Consider the following 20,455-nt stretch of genomic DNA (forward strand, 5'->3'; position numbering starts at 1 on the left):
GCGCCATATCTGATCGAACCCGCTGGCACCTTGAAAAAACCAGTTTTCAATCAGCCAGATAGCGTGAGCAGGAGCAACAGATGAAAAGGATTGAAGAGCAGGCCAAACGGCTGGATCAGGAGTATCAGGGGATTGCGCAGCTGTTTGACCAGTTTTGCCAGCAGGCGGGCGGGCTCGCAGAGCAGTATCACTTCTTCAACTGGCCCGACTTTGAAGACACGCCGCCCCTGAGTCGGGCCTTCACCCTGCTGGGAGAACCCCGTGAGCTGCGGCTGCGCTGCCTGCCGGGAGAGCGCGGCACCTTGAGCGGCCTCATCCAGGTGCGCGGCGAGGATGGCACAGTGCATGCCAGCCTGGGTTTTCGGGCGGATGGTCACCTGTTGCTGGAGTCGGGACACTTGCTGGACAACCCGCCCGAGCTGTTGCTCAAGCTGCTGCTGGGGGCCATCTGGCAGCACAAGCCGGACGATGACCACAGCCAGCATCACTGACGCGCACCACAGAAGGGGCCTTGGCCCCTTCTTCACATCCTGTCTTGAGCATCCACTCGACGTGTCTGCTTATGGCTGGGCGATCTCTATGGTGACGTGGACCAGTTCCTCGTGGATGGCGAGCCGCTCACGGATCTGGCCAGCCGTGATGGGCGTCGCCATCAATAGAGAGAGTACGCAGGCATACTGCTCCTGCCCCACCCGCCAGACGTGCAGATCGCGGATCTCGGCGTCCGGCAAGTCTGCTATCACCTCGCGGATCTCTGCCACCAGCGGGGTATCCATCTCGGCATCCAGCAGTACCCGGCCCGAGTCGCGCAGCAGCCCCCAAGCCCACACCGCCACCAGCACGGCCCCCGCTATGCCCATCAGGGGATCCAGCCAGTCGGCTCCCCACAGCATGCCACCCACCAGCGCCAGGATGGCCAGTACAGAGGTGGCCGCATCCGCCAGTACGTGGATGTAGGCGGCACGCAAGTTGAGATCCTGATGACCCTGGTGGTCAGCATGGTCATGATGATCATGGCCGTGATGGTGGTCATGGCTGTGACCGTGATGATGGCCATGATCGTCCTTGAGCAGCCAGGCACAGGCGAGGTTCACCAAGAGGCCCACCAGCGCGATGGCGATCGCCTGCTGATAGTGGATCGGACGGGGATCCAGCAGCCGGAACACCGACTCGAACAGCATCAACCCGGCCACCCCCACCAACAACAGGGCGCTGGTGAAGCCCCCCAGCACCTCTATCTTCCAGGTACCGAAGCTGAATCTGTGGTCGCGGGCAAAATGACGTGCGGCACGATAGGCCAGCACGGAGAGGCCGAGCGCCAGCGCGTGGGAGCTCATGTGCCAGCCGTCCGCCAGCAGTGCCATTGAGTTGTAGAACCAGCCACCGCTGATCTCCGCCACCATCATGATGACGGTGAGCAGCACGGCCCAGCGGGTTTTCTGTTCCGCCAGCGGATTACCCTGGTGCACGACGGGTTGATGGCAGTGGGATGAGACGAGGGATGACATGGATTTCTCCTGAGGGCGATGATGCAATATACTATACCCCAGTATAGTTTTATTGATCGAGAGGATCCTCCATGTCACACACCATTCACGGCAAGAAGAAGCTGCTGGCGCGGGTGCGCCGCATCAAGGGCCAGACTGGGGCGCTGGAAAGCGCACTGGAGCAGGAGGGTGACTGCGCCGCCATTTTGCAGCAGATCGCCGCCATCCGCGGTGCCGTCAACGGCCTGATGCTGGAGGTGCTGGAGGGTCATATGCGCGAGCATCTCGGCGCCGAAGAGGCCACCCCGGCCGAGCGGCTGGAGGATCTGGATCAGGTGGTGCGGGTGCTGAGATCCTACCTGAAGTAAAGGCTCCCCGGCCTGCTCGCCACTGGCGCCAGCCATGGGAGCAAGTCCGGACCCTAACCCTTTACAGCAAAGGGGGCCATGGCCGTGCACGGCAGGCCTGTTTCAGACTTGAGCCCTCGCCCGCTTTACGCCATCATGACCGCCGATCATTGATCCCCTTACCCTGGATTCCACTTCGCAAGGACCCCCCATGTTTGAACACGTCGATGCCTACGCTGGCGACCCCATACTGACCCTGGTCGAGACCTTCCACAAAGACACCCGTGAGCAAAAGGTGAATCTGGGGATCGGCCTCTATTACGACGAGCAGGGCCGCATCCCGCTGCTGGCGTCCGTGCAACAAGCTGAAGCCCGGCGCGCCACTGCACCAGCTCCGCGCCCCTATCAACCGATGGAAGGGGCCGCCAACTACCGCACCGCGGTGCAGCACCTGCTGTTTGGCGCCGACCATGAAGCGGTCAAGGCCGGCCGCATCGCCACCATCCAGACCATAGGCGGCTCCGGCGCGCTCAAGATCGGGGCCGACCTGCTCAAGCGCTACTTCCCGACCTCGGAGGTGTGGGTCAGCAATCCGACCTGGGACAACCACAAGGCCATGTTCGAGGGGGCCGGCATCCAGGTGCACGACTACCCCTACTACGACGCAGCCACCGGCGGCGTCCAGTTTGATGCCATGATCGACTGCCTGAGCCAGCTGCCAGCGAAAAGCATAGTGCTGCTCCACCCCTGCTGTCACAACCCGACCGGCGTGGATCTCTCCTCTGCCCAGTGGGACAAGGTGATCGCGCTCGTGGTGGATAAGGGGCTAATTCCCTTTATGGACATCGCCTATCAGGGCTTCGGTGATGGTCTGGAAGAGGATGCCTACACCATCCGTGCCATGGTGGCCGCCGGCGTCAGCTTCTTCGTCAGCAACTCGTTTTCCAAGAACCTCTCCTTCTACGGCGAACGCTGCGGCGGCCTGTCGGTCATCTGCAAAGATGCCGAAGAGGCGGGTCGGGTGCTGGGCCAGATGAAGGCGACAGTGCGTCGCAACTACTCCAGCCCCCCCACCCACGGCGGCCAGATCACAGCGGCCGTGATGAACGATGCCAGCCTGCACGCCCTCTGGGTCGATGAGGTGAGCGAGATGCGCATCCGCATCAAGGCCATGCGCCAGAAGCTGTTCGAGGTACTGAGCGCCAAGGTGCCTGGTCGTGATTTTGGCTACTTCATCAGCCAGCGCGGCATGTTCAGCTACACCGGCTTCACGCCGGAGCAGGTTGACCGCCTGCGCGAAGAGTTCGCCGTCTATCTGGTGCGCTCGGGTCGCATGTGCGTGGCGGGCCTCAACAGCCGCAACGTCGACTATGTGGCCGACGCCATGGCCGCCGTGCTCAAGGGCTAACCCGTGCAAGCCCCGCTCAAGCGGGGCTTTTTGTTTGTCCCTATGTTGTGGAGCTGTCATGGATCTGATTGCACTGTCATGTTTGACGGTGAGGGGCCGCCATCTGGTCAATCGACCTCCCCTGCCCGCGCTTGTCTCGCTGCAGGAGGCACAGTGGATCTGATTGCACTGTCCAGGCTGGGAGGCCGTCATCTGGTCAATCGACCTCCCCTGCCCGCGCTTGTCTCGCTGCAGGAGGCACAGTGGATCTGATTGCACTGTCCAGGCTGGGAGGCCGTCATCTGGTCACCCTGCATCTGCTGCTCGACAGCCAGAGCGTCACCCGCACGGCCGAGCGGCTCTGCACCACCCCCTCCACCGTCAGCAAGACCCTCAACCAGTTACGGGATCTGCTCGGCGATCAGCTGCTCTACCGCCAGGGCAACCAGCTGTTGCTGACCCCCTTTGCCGAGCGGCTCGGCCCTACCCTGCACCGACTGCTGAGCGAGCTGAACAATCTCACCAGCCAGGACGGTTTTGACCCCCAAACCTGGCAGGGACAACTGAGGTTTGCGCTGCGGGAAAGCAGCATGGTCTGGCCGATGGGGCCCATTCTGGGCCAGCTGATGCAGGAGGTACCGGGCCTGGAGCCCAATGTCTGGAACAAGGATGAGCAAGGTCTGGCGGCGTTGGCGGCGGGCAAGCTCGACTTTGTTATCCTGCCCCACGATCAGAGCCAGCCCCTGCCCCGCCAACCGGGTCTGGTATGGGAAACGCTGCGGGAAGACAAGCTGGTCTGCCTGCTGCGCGCGAACCACCCGGCGCTGGACAAGCCCTGGGATCTGGATGCCTACCTGAGCTGGCGCCATATCGCCATTCGCGATCAGGAACTGGCCAACCCCTTCTTCGAGCAGAGCCTGGCCCAGCTGCAGGTACGCCGCCAGATTGGTGCCACTCTGCCGGATTTTGGCAGCGCGTCAGCCCTGCTGCGCCAGAGCGACCTCATCCTGACCGCCATCGAGGGTTGGGCGTTACAGAGCGCGGCTTTGGGGTTAGCGATCCGTCCAGTCCCGTTCGACTATGGCGCCGTCACCCACAGCTTGGTGTGGTATGGGCCGGCGGGCGAAGAGCCGGCGCTGCGCTGGTTCAGACAGCGGATCCTGAAACTGGCCAGGGAGCTGGGTTAACGCACCGGGGCTGCACGCATTGCAGATCCTGCGGGCGCCATTACAGACCCGAAGAGGAGATGGCCCCACCAGGGGAACTCCCATGGCAAGGCTCGCAGAGAGGAGAAAGCCTCAGGGCTTCCTGGTATAGATGGGGTTGGGGAAGGGCGCGATGTTGTTGCCCAGCTCAGTGATGCGGGCGGCCCCCTGTTTGCGCACCTGATCGACCCGCAATACATGGTGCATGGGGATCATGGTGCGGTCGACGTCGGCAAATTCACTCTTCAATTTCTCGTGGCTGGGATCGACGATCAATGCCGTGTGGTTATCCCACACGAAGTGAGCGATCTCGATAAAGCCGAACAGCTGACCCTGACTCACTTCCCTGACATAGACTTCATAACGCTCGCTGTGGCAAATGAACTGCACTCGGTATAAGGCGTTGGATTCACTCATGTTCGTCTGTTGATTGTGGGCGAATGCCCCATTCTAGCCGCCCCCTCGCAGAGCTCAAATAGACAGCAATCACAGTTACGTCATCTTCAGACTGCAAGAAAGCCGCCACCAGACTCAACATCAGAGCAGGGTGCTGGCAAAAGCATCCCATCAAATTGGTTTGCGATCAGTTAATTAGCCAGCAAACACAGGGTCAGATAATGGCCGGCAGGGAAACGGGTCCAAGTCCCCTGTCGCTCACCGCCCTGGCAAGGCGGGTCAGCTCATCTCTGCCCGCCTCCGGCCAGCTCGTCGCCACCCCGCGCACCCCATGATGGCGAAAACCATTGAGGCGAATGGGGACTGGCCCCAGGCTCTGCAAGAAGAGGACAAGCGCAGCTTCCAGCTTGCCGTCGGCATCCAGAAAATCGCTGCGTCCCGGCACGTGGAGCAACCGCAGCTCGGCCAGCTTGCCATGACTCGCCAGCAGACGCAGCGAGGCCAGCACCCGCTCGCGGCCAACACCTGTGAGTGAATGGTGCACCGAGTCGCGCCACCCCTTGAGATCTATCATGGCGCCGTCCAGTACCGGCAGCAGCCGCTGCCAGCCCGTTTCGCCAAGGGATCCGTTGCTGTCGAGCAGACAAGTCAGGTGCGAGAGATCCTGTGCCTGCCTGATGGCCGTGAACAGGGCGATCACGAACGGCAGCTGAGTCGTGGCCTCGCCGCCGGAGACGGTAATACCGGTGAGCAGAGGACCGTAGCGGCGCAGCAGGGCCAGCACCTCGGCAACCGACATCTGGCTGGTCTTGGGGCTGGCATGGCGCGGGCAGTCGTCGATGCAGCGATCGCAATCGGTGCAGAGCGCCGCCTGCCAACGCACTCTTCTCTCGCCAGGACGGCCCTCGATGAGCGTCAGGGCACCGCTCGGGCAAGTTGCCACGCAGTCACCGCAGTGATCGCACAACCCCATGGTGTGAGGGTTATGACAGCCGGGGCAGCGAAAGTTGCACCCCTGCAGGAAGAGCACCAGCCGATTGCCGGGGCCATCCACGCAGGAGAAGGGCAGCCAGCGGCTGACCGTCGCGGTGCGCTCCGTTGGCTCCCTCCTTTCCTTGCCGCATTCAGTAGTCACACAGGGTCGCCTCACGGCCAACCACTCTCGGCGCTCGCTGACGAATGGCCGTCAGTTCACTCGCCTCGGCACCGAGACAGGTGGTCTGCAGCCGCGACCCTTCGGTCGCGAAACGGGCCACGTCGCTCTTGCGGATCATGTAGCCGGTCACCCGTACCAGATCGCTGTCCGCCACGTTGGCGGTAAACTCGCGCATGCCGATGGCGAGGGCCCCCTTGCAGAGCTGCAGCAGCGCCTGCGGGTTCTGGCGTATGGTGGGATCCAGGGTCAGGATCTCGCTGATCCCGGAGTGATAGAAACCGTGGTGCGGCGCCAGGGCCAGCACATGGCTGGCGGGATCCGGCTCCTGACCGTAAGGGATCCGCACTCCGGGGGTCACATCGCGATCCACGCTGAGCCCGCCCTGAGAGTGGAGCAGGGCGCGACCGCCCCAGGCGTGTACCTGTGGCGTCTCGCTCACATGGCGGGAGAGCTGGGCCGAGATGCGATAGCCAAGCTGGTTGGCCTCCTCGTCATGTCCGTAGCGCTCGGGCAGATTCTCCTTGTCCATCAGCAAATTGACCGCCTCCGCCATGCCATAGATGCCGAACATGGGTACGAAGCGGTCTTCGTCGATCAAGCCCTCCTGCACCAAAAAGCTGTCGAAGAAGCCGGACTCCTGATGGAGGAAGGCGGCGCGTGCCCCGATCAGCTGGGAGGCGAGACGGCAGTAGTGGGGTAGCAGACAGCCCATGAAGTCGTCTATGCCGTGGGCCTGCTCGGCCACCCGCTTGAGGGAGAGTCGCACCAGGGTATTCGCGCCACCGGCCTGGGGCAGAGCGTTGTAGCAGCTGACGATGCCAAAGCCGCGCTGGTCGAAGGTGTTGCTATGGAGCGGATAGTTGGCGATGTGCGGCTTGCTGCAGCTGGCTATGTTCTGCACCGCCAGCATCAGCAGGTTGTCCGGGGTCTGCGCCGGATCGTGAAACAGGGTCAGGTTCGGCGCCACCTGCTTGAGCTCGCCGTCGATGCGCAGGATCAGGCGGCAGAGACGGTTGTCATCGGGGCCTATGTTGACGTGCATGAAGGCGTCCGGCAGGACCCGATCCAGGTAGATCCAGAACCCTTTCAGCTTGCGATGGAGGGTCTCGTCATCCAGCTCGCCCACAAAGGGCAGCAGCAGATGATCGAGGCGCCCCAGCCAGACCGGCATGCCGGTGACGGAGGGCACATGGTGGTAGAGGATGCGCAGGGCATCGAGCGCCTCGTCAAAATCCTTGGGGGGCGCCAGCTCCAGCCAGGCGGATCCCTGACTCAGGAACTTTGCATAATCCGGCAGCACGTAGCGCGGCTTGTAGGGGGCATGTCCCTCGAACATGTCACAGAGAAACCCCTGCACCAGCGCCTCGCCGACAGCCGGTGGCAACTCTGGGTAAGGCAGCGCATTTTCGGCGGCCAGCGCCAGGGCATGGTTCTTCTGAGCGGGCGAGAGCAGGGGATCGCGCACTATGCGCTGACAGGTTTCGGTGAAAGACATGGGGAGCTCCTTGGCGGATAGTCCCTAAATCCTCACACTTTAGAGGTGTTTTTTGAAGTGACATTCACAACATGGCGGATATCCATAAAGGACATCCACCATGCCAGATCACGGACCTACCCCAGCCAGGGCAAGAACGCGGCCATGCCCCCCTGCCAGCGCAGCAGGAAGAAGCCCCCCATGCCCACCACGACCACCAGCAGGGTCGGCAGCCGCAGCAGGGTCAATGCCGTCACCAGCAGGGTAGCGGCCAGGTAGTCCGGATCCCAGTCCAGCCCCTTGCCCGGCTCATAGCTGAAAACGATGGGCAACCAGATGGCAGTCAGCACCGACTGGGCCGAGAAGCTGAGGAAGGCCCCCATCTCGGCGCCGGGTTGATAACGGGTCAGCCGCGAGAAGAAGGCGAAGCGGTTGAAGAAGGTGATCAGGGCCAGCAGGCCTATCATCAGCCAGCTCATTGTCATCTCCTCATCCGGTGCAGCACATAGCCCACCACCATGCCGGCCAGCGCCGATATGATGATGTAGACCTCCGCCAGCAGTGGCTTGGTGAGCAGCGCAGTGCCGCCGCTGACCAGGGTCGCCGCCACCATGGGCACATTCTTGAGGGCGGGTATGGTCATGGCGATAAAGGTGGCCGCAATGGCGAAGTCCAGCCCCATCTTGTCCAGGCCGTCTATGTACTGGCCGGCGGCGATACCGAGCAGGGTCGCCAGATTCCAGAACAGGTAGAACACGAAGCCCGCGATCAGGGCATAGCCGGGATGGAAGCGACCGCTGCGCTCCCTGTCCTTGAGCGCCACCGCAAACATCTCGTCAGTCAGAAAGAACGCCAGACTGGCACGCCAGCGCAGGGAGAGCGGCAAGACATCGCGACGGAAGGTAAAGCCATAGAGCAGATGCTGGGAGGTGATGACGAAGGTGGATCCCATGATGGGCAGCAGGGGCGTCCCCGCCCCGAACAGGGTGGTAGCCGAAAGCTGGGCAGCACCGGCATAGACCAGCAGGGACATGCATTGGGCCTGTAGCGGGCTCAGCCCCACCTGCAATGCCAGGGCACCGCACAGTATCCCCCAGGGGATGACGGAGATGGAGAGCGGCAAAATATCGAGGGTGGCGCGCCACCAGAGCGTGCGGGTACTCTCGGCACCGGCGGGAAGGGCACTCGTTGCTGACGGCATGGGGTCATCCTTGTTGCATCCACGGCGAGCGGGAAAAACTAGCACGACACAAGGCCGCAGACCAAGGACTAAAACGGATACTGCAAGGGTTCAGAAATGCAGTGCGCCCCCATGAAGGGGGCGCGCAGAGAGGCAATCAGGGTTGGATGATGATGGGGGTGCCGGGCTCGATGGCGTTCCACACTTCGTCCAGATCATGGTTGAGCATGGCGATGCAGCCATTGGTCCAGTTGGACGGCTGCAAACGTGTGTTGCCTATGCTGTTGCGCTGACCATGGATCATGATCATGCCACCCGGATTCACGCCCATTTCGTTGGCCGTCTTGATGTCGTCCAGATTCGGGTAGTTGATGTGGATGGCTTTGTAATAGTTGGAATTGGTTTTCTTGTAGTCGAGGATGTAACGCCCTTCCGGCGTACGCTGATCCCCTTCACGCTGCTTGTGTCCCTTTGGGGCTGGCCCCAGGGCAATCCAGTAGCGTTTGACCTCCTTGCCATCCTTCATCAGGGTCAGGCTGTAGGAAGACTTCTTCACCACTATCATGTCGGCAGACAAGGTGGCAAAACTCAATGCGGGCCACAGCCCCAGCAAACACAGTAATACGGCTCTCATTCCATCCCTCGACAAGCCTCTGGTTAGGGCTTTTCTTGTTACCAAATCATCTGAATGGCACCACCCCGTGGGGCGGGCGAGCGCCATCATATTGGATCGCCATCAATACTCAATATATCCAGAGAAACATATCCCGTGCCATCTTTTATAAATTGTTACAATTAACAGCCAAAACAAGGGGATATCCCCCCTATATCGGGATAGTGCCCCCCGGGCGATTGGGGGGAAGATAAGGCGCTTTTTCACCTACTTGGAAACTTCCATCATGCGATGCCGACTCTCCCTGCTGATCCTGCTGATCTGCTCCCCCTTGCAGGCGGCCGAACCGCTCTGGCTGCGCGAGCCTGCGCTCTCCCCCGATGGCAAACAACTTGCGTTCACCTGGCAGGGCCGAGTCTACCTGAGCGCAGGGGATGGCGGACTCGCCATGCCGCTCACCGACAGCGACTACCTGAGCCAGCGCCCGCTCTGGTCACCGGATGGCAAACAGATCGCCTTCGCCGCCAACTTATATGGCAACGAAGATGTGTTCGTGGTGCCGAGCGCAGGGGGCGAGATGGTGAGACTGACCCGTGACTCCCGCCCCGATCTGCCCCAGGCATTCAGCGCCGATGGCAAGCAGTTGCTGCTGAGCAGCCAGCGACTGACCACGCCCGAATCGGATCACTTCGTGGCGGAAGGATTCCAAGCCAGCGCCCTCTACTGGACCCCGGTCGGTGGCGGCGCCCTGACGCCGGCACAACCTCTGCCCGCCACCCTGGCTCGCCCCCATGGCAAACAGCTGGCCTATCAGATGCCGGGCATGGATCAGCCGTTTCGCAAACATCAGCACTCGTTTGCCGTCTCCCGCCTCTGGCTGTTCGATGGCAAAGCCCATCACCAGCTGACCGAAGACAGAGTGGCCGCCAGCGATCCCGTCTGGGATGACAAGGGTGAGGCACTCTATTACCTGAGCGAGCGCAGCGGCGATTTCAACGTCTGGCGGCGGGATCTGGCCAGCGGTCAGGATCGTCAACTCACCCACTATCAGAGTCACCCTGTGCGCGGCCTATCCGCCTCCCGCCAAGGGGATCTGGTCTGGTCCTGGCAAGGGGAACTGTACCGTCTCGATGCGGGCAGCAAGACACCGCGCAAGCTGGCCATACAGCCACTCTTTGCCAACGCGCCCGCCGAGAGGAGCTGGATGCCAGGCCCCATCGACGAGGCTCTCGCCCGCCAGGATGGTGACGAGGTGATACTGGTGAGCCAGGGGGACTTGTATGCCATCGATACCCGCCGCGAGCGAGTGCGCCAGCTCACCCGTCATCCCAGCGAGCAGTCATCCCCCCTGTATGTGGACAAAGAGAAGGGGCTCATTTATCTCTCGGAGCAGGATGGCCCGGCCGCCCTCTATCGCCTGAACAAAGCGCAGCCGGATGGCTTGTTCAGCGATCCCGGCACCCTCACGGAACAGAAGCTGCTGGCCATGCCGGATGCCGCCATCAGCAAGCCGACCCTCTCTCCCGATGGCAAGCAGCTCGCCTTCGTGGTGGATGGTCAGGCCGTCCACCTGCTGGATCTCGCCAGCGGCAAACAGCGACCGCTGGTCGCCGCCGAGTTCAACCCCTCCCGCCACACAGTGGAGCTCGCCTTCGCCCCCGATTCCCGGCATCTGGCGCTGACCATACAGCCTGACTCGGCCCAGCAGGAGATCGCCGTCATCGACATAGCGGACCCCAAAGCCGAGCCGATCAATGTCAGCCTCAACGGCTATCGGGATATGAGTCCTGCCTGGAGCCAGGATGGCGGCATCCTCTACTGGCAATCCACCAAATACGGGGTTCTGGGTGCCGATGGGGAGCCGCTTGGCGGCAGCCTGCTCGGCCTCTACAGCAGCCGCGCAGCCAAGAGCGACTTCATCGCCGAGCAGACGCCCCCCAAAGCGGGTTACGGCTTCGAATCCGACCGGTTGGCACACAGAGAGGCGCTGCAATTGCAGCCCCCAGGCCTCATCCTCGCCAGCCGCATCGTCGATGATCACCTTATCTCGCTGGTGGAAGAGAGTGACACCAACGGCGAGAGCGAGATCAAGGGCTACGCCCAGGATCTGCGCAAGGGTGAGACCCGGGTGCTGTTTGACGGCCAGCCTGGTCCGGCGCAGGTCAGCCTCAATCAGGATGCCAGCCTGGCCACCCTGGTGCGGGAAGGAGAAGTGACCCTGATAGACACAGGTTCAGGCGAGGCAAGATCACACTCTTTCGACCTGCTGCAGACCGGAAGCTCGCTGGCGCTCATGACCGCCGCCTATGACCAGATAACCCGGCTCACCCGCGACGAGTTTTATCGTGCCGACATGAACGGCGTGGACTGGGATGGCTATGTGGCCGCCTATCGCCGCCAACTGGCCGGTATCAACAATGGCAGGGACTTCGGTCATCTGCTGGCGGAGCTGGCCGGTGAACTGAACGTTTCCCACACCTGGGGAGTGGGTCCGGCGTCATCCCCGCGAATGCCCGACAACACCGCCAGCCTCGGCGGCTACTGGCAAGATGGCAAGACGGGGGTTGAACTGGTCGCCCTGTTGGCCGGCGGACCGCTGGAACAGGAGACAGACCTGACACCGGGTGCCCGTCTGCTGGCCATCAATGGCACCGAGGTTCCTGACCTGAACGCGCTGGATGCCCAGCTCAACCACCAGGCCGATCAGCGGCTGGCCCTCACACTGCTGCCCAAGGGGAACAAGGCGCCGGTGCAGCTCGACGTCACCGCCATGGATTTGCAGCAGGAGTACAAGTTGCAACTGGATGGCTGGGTCGCCAAGCGCCGCGCCCGGGTGGCGCAGTTGAGTCAGGGTCGGGTGGGATATGTCTATCTGCCGGAGATGAACAGCGCAGTGTATGAGGAAATGGTCGCCGATGCCCTCGGCCGTCAGCGCAACCGCGAGGCGCTGATCGTGGACGTGCGCTTCAACAAGGGGGGCTATCTGGCCAATACCCTGGTGGAGTTCCTGACCGGCAGCGGCAGTGACAAGGGCATGGCGCGCAGCTGGCCACGCCACGGCAAGGGGGAGACAGACGCCGCCACCCGCCAGTGGACCAAGCCCTCTGTGGTGCTGGCCAATGCAGGCAGCTACTCGGAAGGCTCGGCCTTCCCCCAGTACTACCGCACCCTCAAGGTCGGCCCCATCATAGGTGAGCCAGTCCCGGGCACGGGCACCATGGTCTATGCCCATGACTCCAGACTGATCCCCGGACTCGCCTACGGCATCCCGACCCTGGGGCTGCGCAACCCGGATGGCAGCTTCTACGAAAATCAGGAGCTGATCCCGGATCTGCAGGTCGCGCTCACACCAGCCGACATGATCAGCGGACGAGATCCCCAGCTGGAGGCAGCCGTCGAGGCTGCCCTCGCCCAGTTGTCAACGAAAGCGAAATAGCTCCCGATGCAGACGCCCGCCCGGCAACAGTCGGGTCAGGGCGTCTGCCATTCCTTCCGGCCCGCAGAACCAGACGTCACCGGGTTTGCCCTGTGCAAGACCGGCCAGGTCCAGCCGCCCCGCTTCCTTGTCCAGATGCAGCCGATAACAAACCCCGGTACGCTGACATAACTCGGCCAATCGCTGGTGATAGACGGCGCCGGCCAAGTCCGGCGCACACTGGATCAATGTGATCCCCTCCCCCCGTTCACCACGGGCCACCAGCCCCTCCAGCCAGGCGACGAAAGGGGTAATGCCGATCCCGGCGCCAAGCCAGAGCGACTGCCCCTGCCGGGGGGGACAGACAAAGGCGCCATAAGGTCCCGTCACTGTCACTGGGCCATCGACCCGGGCCGCCTCGACCAGCTGGCGGGTATGATCCCCCAGCGCCCGCACCGCAATCACCAGCTGACGCTTGTCGGGCGACACCCGCACCAGGGTAAAGGGGTGCGGCCCCTCCTTGGCATCAAACTTGAAGAAGGCAAACTGGCCTGGCCTGTAGTGCGACAGCGGCGTCGCCAGCTGCAAGGTGAATTCACGGGTACTGTCCGCCAGGGTGCGCAGCGCCACTATGCGGCCCTGATGGCGATCCCGCTGACCGGTCAAGCCCAGCAGGGAGTAAACCGCAGCCACAGCCCCTGCACCGCCCAGCAGCGAGATCCCGAGACCCACCGGTGTCAGCAGGCCAACCTGAGGCAACAGGCAGAGACCGTGTACCCACCCTGCCAGATAGATGAGCGGCGCCAGACGGTGGATCACCCGAAAGCGGCCATAGCTCACCAGCGACAACAGGCTCACCACCACCAGGGCTATCAGCAGATAGAAGCTCCACTCCCCCAGCGTATTGCCAAGGGCATGCAGGGAGAGGCCATTGCCAGCCCCTGCTCCCGCCCCGCCACCAGCCCCCCGGCGGGCAGGCCGGGTCAACCAGCCGGCCGTCACCGCCCACTTGGGTGCTTCCACCAGCAGCCAGTGACTGGTCAGGGCCAGGGTCGCGGCCATGGCGCAGTGACGATGGAGCCGCAACATGCGATCCAGCCCGCCACACCAGACTTCCAGCCTCGGCAAACGCAGCGCCAGCAACAGGGTCAGCGCCATGTAGCCCAACCCCAGCAGACCGGTCAGCAACAGCATCTCATGGCGCCAGGGCCAGACGCCGTTGGCATCCCCTGCATATCCAGCCCACCAGATCAGTGCCGCCAGCACCGGCAGCAGCCATAACGCCCGCTTGGTCACCATTTGTTGCTCCTTGTCCCGTCATGTCATGCATTGCTCACCCGGCTCGCCCAATGGCCACGCCGGTATCCTGATCCCATTACACGCCTGTGCCATGACAAGACTTTGCCAGCCACCGGCGACTTGGTGACAGAGTGTGACAAGAGGGAAGATACAAAAATGGGGCCTGACGGCCCCATGGTTAACCGGCTTTGCGCAGTGCCCGCTTGCGCATCAGGCGGTAAAGCAGCTGATTGTATTTGGCCCAGGAGTGGATCAGCAGGAAGATGCCGAGCAGCAGGGCCAAAAATAGCTGCCCGACGCCCTGCGCATCCAGCGAGCCGATAAAGCTGTCCCCTTCCCCTTTATCCAGATAGTTGAGCCAGGGTTGCAGCGCCAGAAACAACCAGCCAATCCAGGTCACCAGCAGGATCAACAGATCCCGCAGTCGGTACTGCCAGCTGCAACGGGCACCGTTGCGTATGATCATCTCGTTGGCGAACTTATTTTTTGTCACGGAAGGACTCTCCTCTGTCAGGGCTTTCCCATACGGCAAGCTGGCCACGGCGACGCAGGATCGCCTTGGGCACGGCAACGATCACCGTCACCAGATTGAGCAGCCAGTAGATAAGCGGATACCAGATACACCAGACGAAGCTGCGGGCCATTGTCTTGTCATAGTGGTTGTCGATGAAGATGCTGACCCCGAACTGCAGCAGGCAGATGGCGGTCATGATGACGCCGGTCCACTGGAACAGCTGACCTTCGGACAGCTCCCCCAGATCGGGCCGGATCAGCCAGATCAGCGCCAGCAGCAGCATGCTGTAGCACCAGAGGACACTGGAGAGATACTCCAGCAGCAGCAACCAGAAGTGGCGGTTGCGCCAGCGCATTGCCTGCAGGCCGTAACGCAGTATCACTTCGGCCCCGCCCTGGGCCCAGCGCAACCGCTGTTTGTAGAGGCCGCGCACCGTCTCCGGCATCAGCACCCAGCACAGTGCCTGGGGCTGGTAATGGATGAGCCAGCCCGCCAGCTGGAGTTTCCAGCTGATGTCGATGTCTTCGGTGACCATGTCCGTGCTCCAGCCACCCACCGCCTCCACCGCCGACTTGCGAAAGGCCACCACCACCCCGGACACGGTAAAGACGGTGCCATAGATGCGCTGGGCCCGCTTGATAAGGCCTATGATGGAGCTGAACTCGCCGGTCTGGATCTTGCCGATGATGGTGGAGCGGGTACGCACCCGCGGGTTGCCGGTGACGGCCCCCACCTTGGGGCTCTCGATGAAGTGCTTCACCATCCAGCGCACAGCGTCATGGTCGAGCACGGCATCGCCGTCTATGCCCACCAGTATCTCCCCCTTCGCCCGTTCGAGCCCATTGTTGAGGGCCATGGCCTTGCCCTGATTGTGCTGGTGCAGCACGGTAAGGCGCGCATCCTGCGCCGCCAGCCGATCCAGCCGCTGCCCTGTGTCATCCTTGCTGCCATCGTTGATGGCCAGCACCTCGAAATCGGGATAACGCTGGCGCAGCAGGTGGCTGATGGTCTCCTCCACATTGGCCCCCTCGTTGTAGCAGGGCACCATCAGGGTCACCTTGGGATAGCGAGGCAACACCAGCCCGGTTCTGGCGAGCGCTATGTCCCGCTGCTCCCACTGGAAGTAGTAATAGAGGCCGCCACAGATCCACACCATGGCCATCATGCTGGGGTAGGCCAGGGTAAAAATCGCAATGCCTGAGAGAAATCCGCTCACCGTGCCGCCCCCGCTTGTGTGACCATGGCCGCACTGACGGGCACGGCGGGGGCCACCGGCAGCTGGGCTGGCTGAGGCTGGGTCTGCACCGAGAAGACGGGTTTCAGCATGGCGGGATCCGGCTGATTGTTGTGAAAATCGTCCGGGTAGTAGCCGAAGTTTTTCACCCCCTTGCGCTGGATGATCTGCATCCAGCGCGCCAGCTCCTCATCCGGGATCGGCTGATCGGTGCGCCAGTTGCGGCTTTGCAGCTCGAACACCAGCCGCTCGGCCGGCACCTGGGCCAGGGATGTTTCCGCCAGCCGGGCCAGCCACTCATCCGGATTTTCTGCCTGCTCCATGTAGGGCATGGCCATCACGGCCGTGTAGTCATAGGCCTTGGCGAACGCCGCCATGCTCTGGGCAAACCACTGCTGGGCATCAGGCTCGGTCACCAGGGCCGCGTAGATGTTGCGGGCTGTCTTGAGGCCGTCAGCCCCTCCCTGGCGATAACGGGCAGCAGCGTCACGCAGCGCCAGCGTAAAGTCGATCAGCAAATCAGTCTTGTGCTCACCCTGCGCCCGCAGGGCCTGGGTGGAGCGCGCCAGCGGCATGGGCCCTTCGTAATCGCTGAGGAAGGCGTCATCGTGGAACAGCAGGCCGTCGAACTTGGTGTAAAAACCGAGATCCTCGTAGATATCCAGCAGCAGCTGACGGCTGGCTGCATCCCAGGGCGAGAGGCGCAGATACTGACCCCTGGCGGGGGCACCGGTGCGACTGTCGGTCACATAGGTGTGGTTCGGCCCCATGTCATAGGCCATCACCGGCATCCAGGCATACACCTTGACCCCGACCCGGGTCTTGAGCTGCCAGGCGACCCGATTGAACAGATCCGCCCTGACCGGCATGTGACGATTGGGGAAGTAGAGCGCCTCCGCTACCCCGTCACCGTTGTCATCGGCATAGGCCTGCAGATAGACGGTGGTGATGCCGTATCCCTTGATCCGCTCCAGCAGCAGGTCGATGTTCTTGTTCAGCTGCAGCGGATCCTTGTCATAGACATAGTCCAGATCCACGTGCACCAGTCGCTCCTCCTGCCGCTCCCAGGTATTGCCTCCCATGATCTCGTCCAGAGTCTCCAGGCTGGTGTCCTCCTCCAGCAGATAACGGCGCACAGTGGCTCCGGAATCCCCCAGGGTGTTGAGCCCCTCAATCAGGGTGAAGCTGTAGGGCATGCCGCTGTCACGGGCCAGGTTCAGCGCCGTCTGGTTGAAGGCACCATAGGGCCAGACCATGATGCGCGGTGCCCGGCCGGTCTGCTCCTTGAGCTGGCGGACAGACGCATCGAAGTCGGCTTTAACCCGCACCTGATAGTCCGCCATGGTTTCGTAACCGGCCGGACTCCAGCCCGCCGTGGTCACCGCCGGCTGCACATTGCCCTGGGGATTGGCGAGCAAGCCGTAGTGGGAGGCGAAGGTGTGGGAGGCTATCTCCACCAGTCCGGAGGCCTGCATCTCGCGGATCTGCGGCCAGCCGACGAAGTAGCTGCGCGGCAGCCTGTCGTTGCCATAGGGCACCAGCTTGTCGTCGGGCACATCCAGCCAGCTGCCCACCAGGGCATAGACGGCCGGGTAGTTGTAGAGTTTGAGCAGCGGGTAGACCAGCCGGTAGAAGCTCTCGTAGCCATCGTCGAAGCTGAGCAGAATGGCCTTCTCCGGCAGGGCTGCCTTGCCAGCCTTGGCATCCAGCACCTGCTGGAAGCTGACCGGGTGATAGCTCTGCTGCTTGATCCAGTTGAAGTGGCGGATCAGGGTGTCGCGCCGTATGGTCTGGGGATAGAGCTTGAGGTTGGGGGTCAATTTCAGATCGACGATGTCGTGGTAGCAGAGCACCACATAGTCATCGGGTTGACGGGCAGCCTGTGCGGCCAGCGGCATGAGCACGGACAGCAACAGGAAAAGAGGGGCAAGCCAGCGTCTCATCACATGAAACTCCATTGCAGATTGGCGAAGACGAAATTTCCATATTCGGGGTTGCCGTCGTAGACGGCCTGGCGCCGGCCCAGGCCATAGCCCAGGCTCAGTGCGGGGGAGAACACCCAGTCGTGGCGATAGCTGAGTTGCCAGCCCGGGTTGCCGCCATACTCCTGCTGCCAGTACTGATTGCCGCCGATGACAAGGCTCTGCAGCAGGGCGCGACGGCCATCCAGCGGCAGCCGGTAACGCCCCGCCAGTTCCAGCTCCAGATTGCGATCCCGCAGGGGATTGAAGTAATCCACCGCCACCGCCTCGTTGCGGGAGGTGGCAGCCCGCAGCGTGGTGTCGAACCACCAGCGATCCCGGCGCCAGAGATCCTGACGCAGCCAGCCGGAGGCGGTGAGCCGCCGATTGCCATCACTGATGTCCATCCGTTCCAGCCGCAGGCCCGCCTCCCGGGTCTCGTCCTGGCGCCAACCCAGATCGAGCTGATATTGATCTGCGTAGTTGCCCCGAGCCAGCGCCCGCAGCGGTGTGTCGGCGCTGTTGAGGTTGATGGCAGCCCCCAGAGTCCAGCGATCGCCCAGCCGCCCGTCGAGGCGGCTCCACAGATAGCCCTTGTGATTGAGCTCACTGCCCATCCCCCCTTCCAGGGTCAACAGCAGCGGATAGAAGGAGACCTCGGCCCCGAGCCCGCTGTAGGCGGCACGCTCCGGCTGCCCGTCAAATTCACCGAAGCTGCCCTGACGACGGACAAACAGCCGATCGCCGCCGTCGCTGCGAGCGCTGTAAAGGCGGCTGTCGTAGCTCCAGTCACGACTGGCCTGTACCGAGCCCCCTTCATTGCGACCATGGGTCAGCTCAGTGGTCAGCATGGGGGCCTGCTCCAGAGCCAGCCGCTGTTGCAACTCCCGGCGATCCTTGGTCAGGTTGCCGAGGGCCCGCACCGCCTGCGGTGTCTGTTGCCACTGCCCCTGATCGAGGCGGGCGTGGAGGCGACCCGGCTCGGCGAGCCGGGTACGGCCAGTCGGCAGCCAGCGCACTGCCTGCTGATAGGCCTGCTCGGCGCCATCCGGGTGACCGCGCCAACGACGGATGTCCCCCAGCTGCAACCAGAACCAGGGGTTGGCAGGGGCCGTTTTCAGCCAGCCTTCCAGCTGCGCCTCAGCCATCCCGGCCTGACCCCGCCAGGCCAGCAGCAGGGTTCTGAGCTGCAGCACCTTCTCGTAGTCATCGTTGGGCATGCGCATATTGCCGGTGAAATCCCAGCGGGTCGGCGGCTCCTGCCAACCCGCCAGCAACCCCTGGGCGGCGCCGTAACGCTCCGCATCCGAGTAGGCGTAGAAACGCTTCTCCAGCAACGTCTTGTCTTTGGCCCGCTGCGGGGTCGCCAGTTGCCGATAGATAAGGGAAGCCTCGTCCACCCGCCCGAGCCCAACCAGCGCATCGGCCCGCGCCTCCTGCACGTATTCCGGCAGCGGCCCCTCGGCTTGCAGGGCGGCAGACTCCCGCTCCGCCTGGGCAAACTCACCGAGGGCCACCAGGGTCACCACCAGATCACGGCGGGCACTGAGGTAGAGCACATGATCGCGGGGAGCCCGGGCCAGGATCTTGTCCTGCAGGGCCAGGGTGTGAGTGAGGGAGGTGCGAGCCAGCGCCGGATCCTCGGTCTGCGCCGAGATCCGCAGCAAATTGACCGCCTGGTAGTAGTCGAGCCAGAGCCGATCCACCGGCTTGAACAGGGCAGGATACTGCCCCATCAAGTCGGCAGCGGCGGGACCCGCCCCTAGGCTCACCGCTACCCGATAGAGCGCCAGCACCTGTTCACTGTTGCCGGGTTCCAGCGCCAGCCACTGCTGGCGGGCCAGCATCTCCCCCATGGGGTCCTCGGCCTGACGGGCGGCATAGATACGCGCCTCCAGCACGGCCCGATCGCGACCGAAACGGGCCTCGTACTCTCCTGCTGCCTGATGGGCCAGCACACGGTTGCCCTGATCGCTGGCGGTGAGAAACAGGCCAAGCCAACCGGTGGGATTGCCCGGGTCACGCCCCTGCAACACCCGGTAATAGCTGATCGCTTCAAAGTAGCGCTTCTCGTCCCGGGCGGCGCGGGCCACCCCTTCCAGCGTGCTGTTGGCAATGGGACTGAACTCGCAGGGGGCGCAGGCTGCCAGCGCCCCCTTGCGATCCCCGCGCCACAACTGCACGGCAATCAGATCGTCCAGCACCTTGCCGTCGCCGGTTTGTCGATAGAGGGCATCCAGTCCTTGCGCCGCGGCGTCAAGCTCCCCTGCCCTGGCCTGGATGACCCAGGCTTCCCGTACGCTATCTACCCCGCAGGCAAACACCAGCAAGGGCAAGAGCGCCAATAACCAAAAGATGCGATTCATTCGCAACATTCCACCTTTGACACGCGCCGGGCAGATCGGTCCTTGAATGCCCTGACGATTACGCACATATGTCCGACCCTGCTGCCGTGGCAACGCAGGGTGACTTCCTGACGGATGTGCGGTTGTGATGGTGAAAGGCGAGGGATGAACCAACGCCTTCCTCAATGCGCGGTCCAGCTGTCTCCGGGAAGAGACCTGTGACTTTCCGAACCCGATTCGCATCGGGGGTGGCGAGGCGGCCAATTCTGCAGCGGTGGGCGAGTTAGTCAATCGAGTCAGACAGGAACCATTCTCGATAAGAATCCCTTGCCCCTCTTGGCAACCTCATGCCAGAGAGGGTGTACCTTATTGACACCACACACAGAATCTTGTGCCTGATGGGTTTGCGGCGGATCGCCGGAAAAAAACAGAGGGGCGGGTT

The 20,455-nt window shown here is 62.8% G+C and carries 17 protein-coding genes; 5 read left to right on the plus strand and 12 right to left on the minus strand.

Translation table 11 applies throughout. From position 1 onward, the window contains the following. The first annotated feature begins 80 nt into the window (after positions 1–80). A complete protein-coding gene (locus tag AC1P02_RS01725; protein WP_485183775.1) occupies positions 81–491 on the plus strand; it encodes a hypothetical protein in 411 nt (136 codons plus the stop codon). Between the two features lie 69 nt (positions 492–560). Here AC1P02_RS01725 and dmeF read toward each other — a convergent pair whose 3' ends face one another. Next, positions 561–1,508, minus strand: a complete 948-nt coding sequence (dmeF, locus tag AC1P02_RS01730; protein ID WP_485183777.1) for a CDF family Co(II)/Ni(II) efflux transporter DmeF — start codon at positions 1,506–1,508, stop codon at positions 561–563. A 71-nt stretch (positions 1,509–1,579) separates the two neighbouring features. On the opposite strand from dmeF, the gene AC1P02_RS01735 reads away from it, so the two are divergent. From AC1P02_RS01735 to AC1P02_RS01745, 3 genes are all read left to right on the plus strand, one after another. Then, the gene (locus AC1P02_RS01735) at positions 1,580–1,855 is read left to right on the plus strand and encodes a metal/formaldehyde-sensitive transcriptional repressor (RefSeq protein ID WP_005313657.1); all 276 of its coding nucleotides are present in this window, start codon (positions 1,580–1,582) and stop codon (positions 1,853–1,855) included. Between the two features lie 190 nt (positions 1,856–2,045). Beyond that, positions 2,046–3,242, plus strand: a complete 1,197-nt coding sequence (locus AC1P02_RS01740; RefSeq protein ID WP_485183780.1) for an amino acid aminotransferase — start codon at positions 2,046–2,048, stop codon at positions 3,240–3,242. A 242-nt stretch (positions 3,243–3,484) separates the two neighbouring features. Beyond that, positions 3,485–4,408, plus strand: a complete 924-nt coding sequence (locus AC1P02_RS01745) for a LysR family transcriptional regulator (RefSeq protein ID WP_485183782.1) — start codon at positions 3,485–3,487, stop codon at positions 4,406–4,408. A gap of 111 nt (positions 4,409–4,519) precedes the next feature. Here AC1P02_RS01745 and AC1P02_RS01750 read toward each other — a convergent pair whose 3' ends face one another. From AC1P02_RS01750 to AC1P02_RS01775, 6 genes are all read right to left on the minus strand, one after another. Beyond that, a complete protein-coding gene (locus AC1P02_RS01750; protein ID WP_005313662.1) occupies positions 4,520–4,843 on the minus strand; it encodes a DUF1820 family protein in 324 nt (107 codons plus the stop codon). 193 nt (positions 4,844–5,036) lie between these two features. After that, positions 5,037–5,957, minus strand: a complete 921-nt coding sequence (locus tag AC1P02_RS01755; protein WP_485183785.1) for a YjjW family glycine radical enzyme activase — start codon at positions 5,955–5,957, stop codon at positions 5,037–5,039. After that, positions 5,947–7,473 (minus strand): YjjI family glycine radical enzyme, encoded by a 1,527-nt coding sequence (locus tag AC1P02_RS01760; protein WP_485183786.1) that lies wholly within the window; start codon positions 7,471–7,473, stop codon positions 5,947–5,949. The genes AC1P02_RS01755 and AC1P02_RS01760 overlap by 11 nt, the downstream gene beginning before the upstream one ends. Positions 7,474–7,589: 116 nt before the next feature. Then, positions 7,590–7,931: an AzlD domain-containing protein gene (locus AC1P02_RS01765; protein WP_087756528.1), complete on the minus strand. Its 342-nt coding sequence runs from the start codon at positions 7,929–7,931 to the stop codon at positions 7,590–7,592. A 2-nt stretch (positions 7,932–7,933) separates the two neighbouring features. Further along, the gene (locus AC1P02_RS01770; protein ID WP_485183789.1) at positions 7,934–8,653 is read right to left on the minus strand and encodes an AzlC family ABC transporter permease; all 720 of its coding nucleotides are present in this window, start codon (positions 8,651–8,653) and stop codon (positions 7,934–7,936) included. A 136-nt stretch (positions 8,654–8,789) separates the two neighbouring features. Next, positions 8,790–9,266, minus strand: a complete 477-nt coding sequence (locus AC1P02_RS01775) for a L,D-transpeptidase family protein (RefSeq protein WP_034284004.1) — start codon at positions 9,264–9,266, stop codon at positions 8,790–8,792. Between the two features lie 265 nt (positions 9,267–9,531). On the opposite strand from AC1P02_RS01775, the gene AC1P02_RS01780 reads away from it, so the two are divergent. Next, positions 9,532–12,681: a S41 family peptidase gene (locus tag AC1P02_RS01780; RefSeq protein ID WP_485183792.1), complete on the plus strand. Its 3,150-nt coding sequence runs from the start codon at positions 9,532–9,534 to the stop codon at positions 12,679–12,681. Here the strand turns inward: AC1P02_RS01780 and AC1P02_RS01785 are convergent. The 5 genes from AC1P02_RS01785 to pgaA form a co-directional block, all read right to left on the minus strand. Continuing rightward, positions 12,664–13,959 (minus strand): ferredoxin reductase family protein, encoded by a 1,296-nt coding sequence (locus tag AC1P02_RS01785; protein ID WP_485183794.1) that lies wholly within the window; start codon positions 13,957–13,959, stop codon positions 12,664–12,666. The genes AC1P02_RS01780 and AC1P02_RS01785 overlap by 18 nt on opposite strands. A 178-nt stretch (positions 13,960–14,137) precedes the next feature. Continuing rightward, a complete protein-coding gene (locus AC1P02_RS01790) occupies positions 14,138–14,452 on the minus strand; it encodes a hypothetical protein (protein WP_485183796.1) in 315 nt (104 codons plus the stop codon). Beyond that, complete coding sequence (gene pgaC, locus AC1P02_RS01795; protein ID WP_408133835.1) at positions 14,439–15,689, minus strand: poly-beta-1,6-N-acetyl-D-glucosamine synthase; 1,251 nt, start codon at positions 15,687–15,689, stop codon at positions 14,439–14,441. The genes AC1P02_RS01790 and pgaC overlap by 14 nt, the downstream gene beginning before the upstream one ends. After that, entirely contained in the window at positions 15,686–17,650 is a 1,965-nt protein-coding gene (pgaB, locus tag AC1P02_RS01800) for a poly-beta-1,6-N-acetyl-D-glucosamine N-deacetylase PgaB (RefSeq protein WP_485183797.1), read from the minus strand. The genes pgaC and pgaB overlap by 4 nt, the downstream gene beginning before the upstream one ends. Continuing rightward, positions 17,650–20,034: a poly-beta-1,6 N-acetyl-D-glucosamine export porin PgaA gene (gene pgaA / locus AC1P02_RS01805; protein ID WP_485183799.1), complete on the minus strand. Its 2,385-nt coding sequence runs from the start codon at positions 20,032–20,034 to the stop codon at positions 17,650–17,652. Before pgaA ends, pgaB begins: the two co-directional genes overlap by 1 nt. Positions 20,035–20,455 lie beyond the last annotated feature (421 nt).

It is taken from the genome of Aeromonas sp. TS_SC_11 (genome assembly GCF_057318915.1).

Excerpts from the sequence above, each read along its gene's own strand:
- AC1P02_RS01765 (WP_087756528.1), bottom strand. The coding sequence starts at position 7,931 with ATGAGCTGGCTGATGATAGGCCTGCTGGCCCTGATCACCTTCTTCAAC.
- AC1P02_RS01770 (WP_485183789.1), bottom strand. The coding sequence starts at position 8,653 with ATGCCGTCAGCAACGAGTGCCCTTCCCGCCGGTGCCGAGAGTACCCGC.
- AC1P02_RS01750 (WP_005313662.1), bottom strand. The coding sequence starts at position 4,843 with ATGAGTGAATCCAACGCCTTATACCGAGTGCAGTTCATTTGCCACAGC.
- AC1P02_RS01735 (WP_005313657.1), top strand. The coding sequence starts at position 1,580 with ATGTCACACACCATTCACGGCAAGAAGAAGCTGCTGGCGCGGGTGCGC.
- AC1P02_RS01740 (WP_485183780.1), top strand. The coding sequence starts at position 2,046 with ATGTTTGAACACGTCGATGCCTACGCTGGCGACCCCATACTGACCCTG.
- AC1P02_RS01780 (WP_485183792.1), top strand. The coding sequence starts at position 9,532 with ATGCGATGCCGACTCTCCCTGCTGATCCTGCTGATCTGCTCCCCCTTG.
- pgaB (WP_485183797.1), bottom strand. The coding sequence starts at position 17,650 with ATGAGACGCTGGCTTGCCCCTCTTTTCCTGTTGCTGTCCGTGCTCATG.
- AC1P02_RS01725 (WP_485183775.1), top strand. The coding sequence starts at position 81 with ATGAAAAGGATTGAAGAGCAGGCCAAACGGCTGGATCAGGAGTATCAG.
- AC1P02_RS01785 (WP_485183794.1), bottom strand. The coding sequence starts at position 13,959 with ATGGTGACCAAGCGGGCGTTATGGCTGCTGCCGGTGCTGGCGGCACTG.
- AC1P02_RS01775 (WP_034284004.1), bottom strand. The coding sequence starts at position 9,266 with ATGAGAGCCGTATTACTGTGTTTGCTGGGGCTGTGGCCCGCATTGAGT.
- AC1P02_RS01760 (WP_485183786.1), bottom strand. The coding sequence starts at position 7,473 with ATGTCTTTCACCGAAACCTGTCAGCGCATAGTGCGCGATCCCCTGCTC.
- pgaA (WP_485183799.1), bottom strand. The coding sequence starts at position 20,034 with ATGAATCGCATCTTTTGGTTATTGGCGCTCTTGCCCTTGCTGGTGTTT.
- dmeF (WP_485183777.1), bottom strand. The coding sequence starts at position 1,508 with ATGTCATCCCTCGTCTCATCCCACTGCCATCAACCCGTCGTGCACCAG.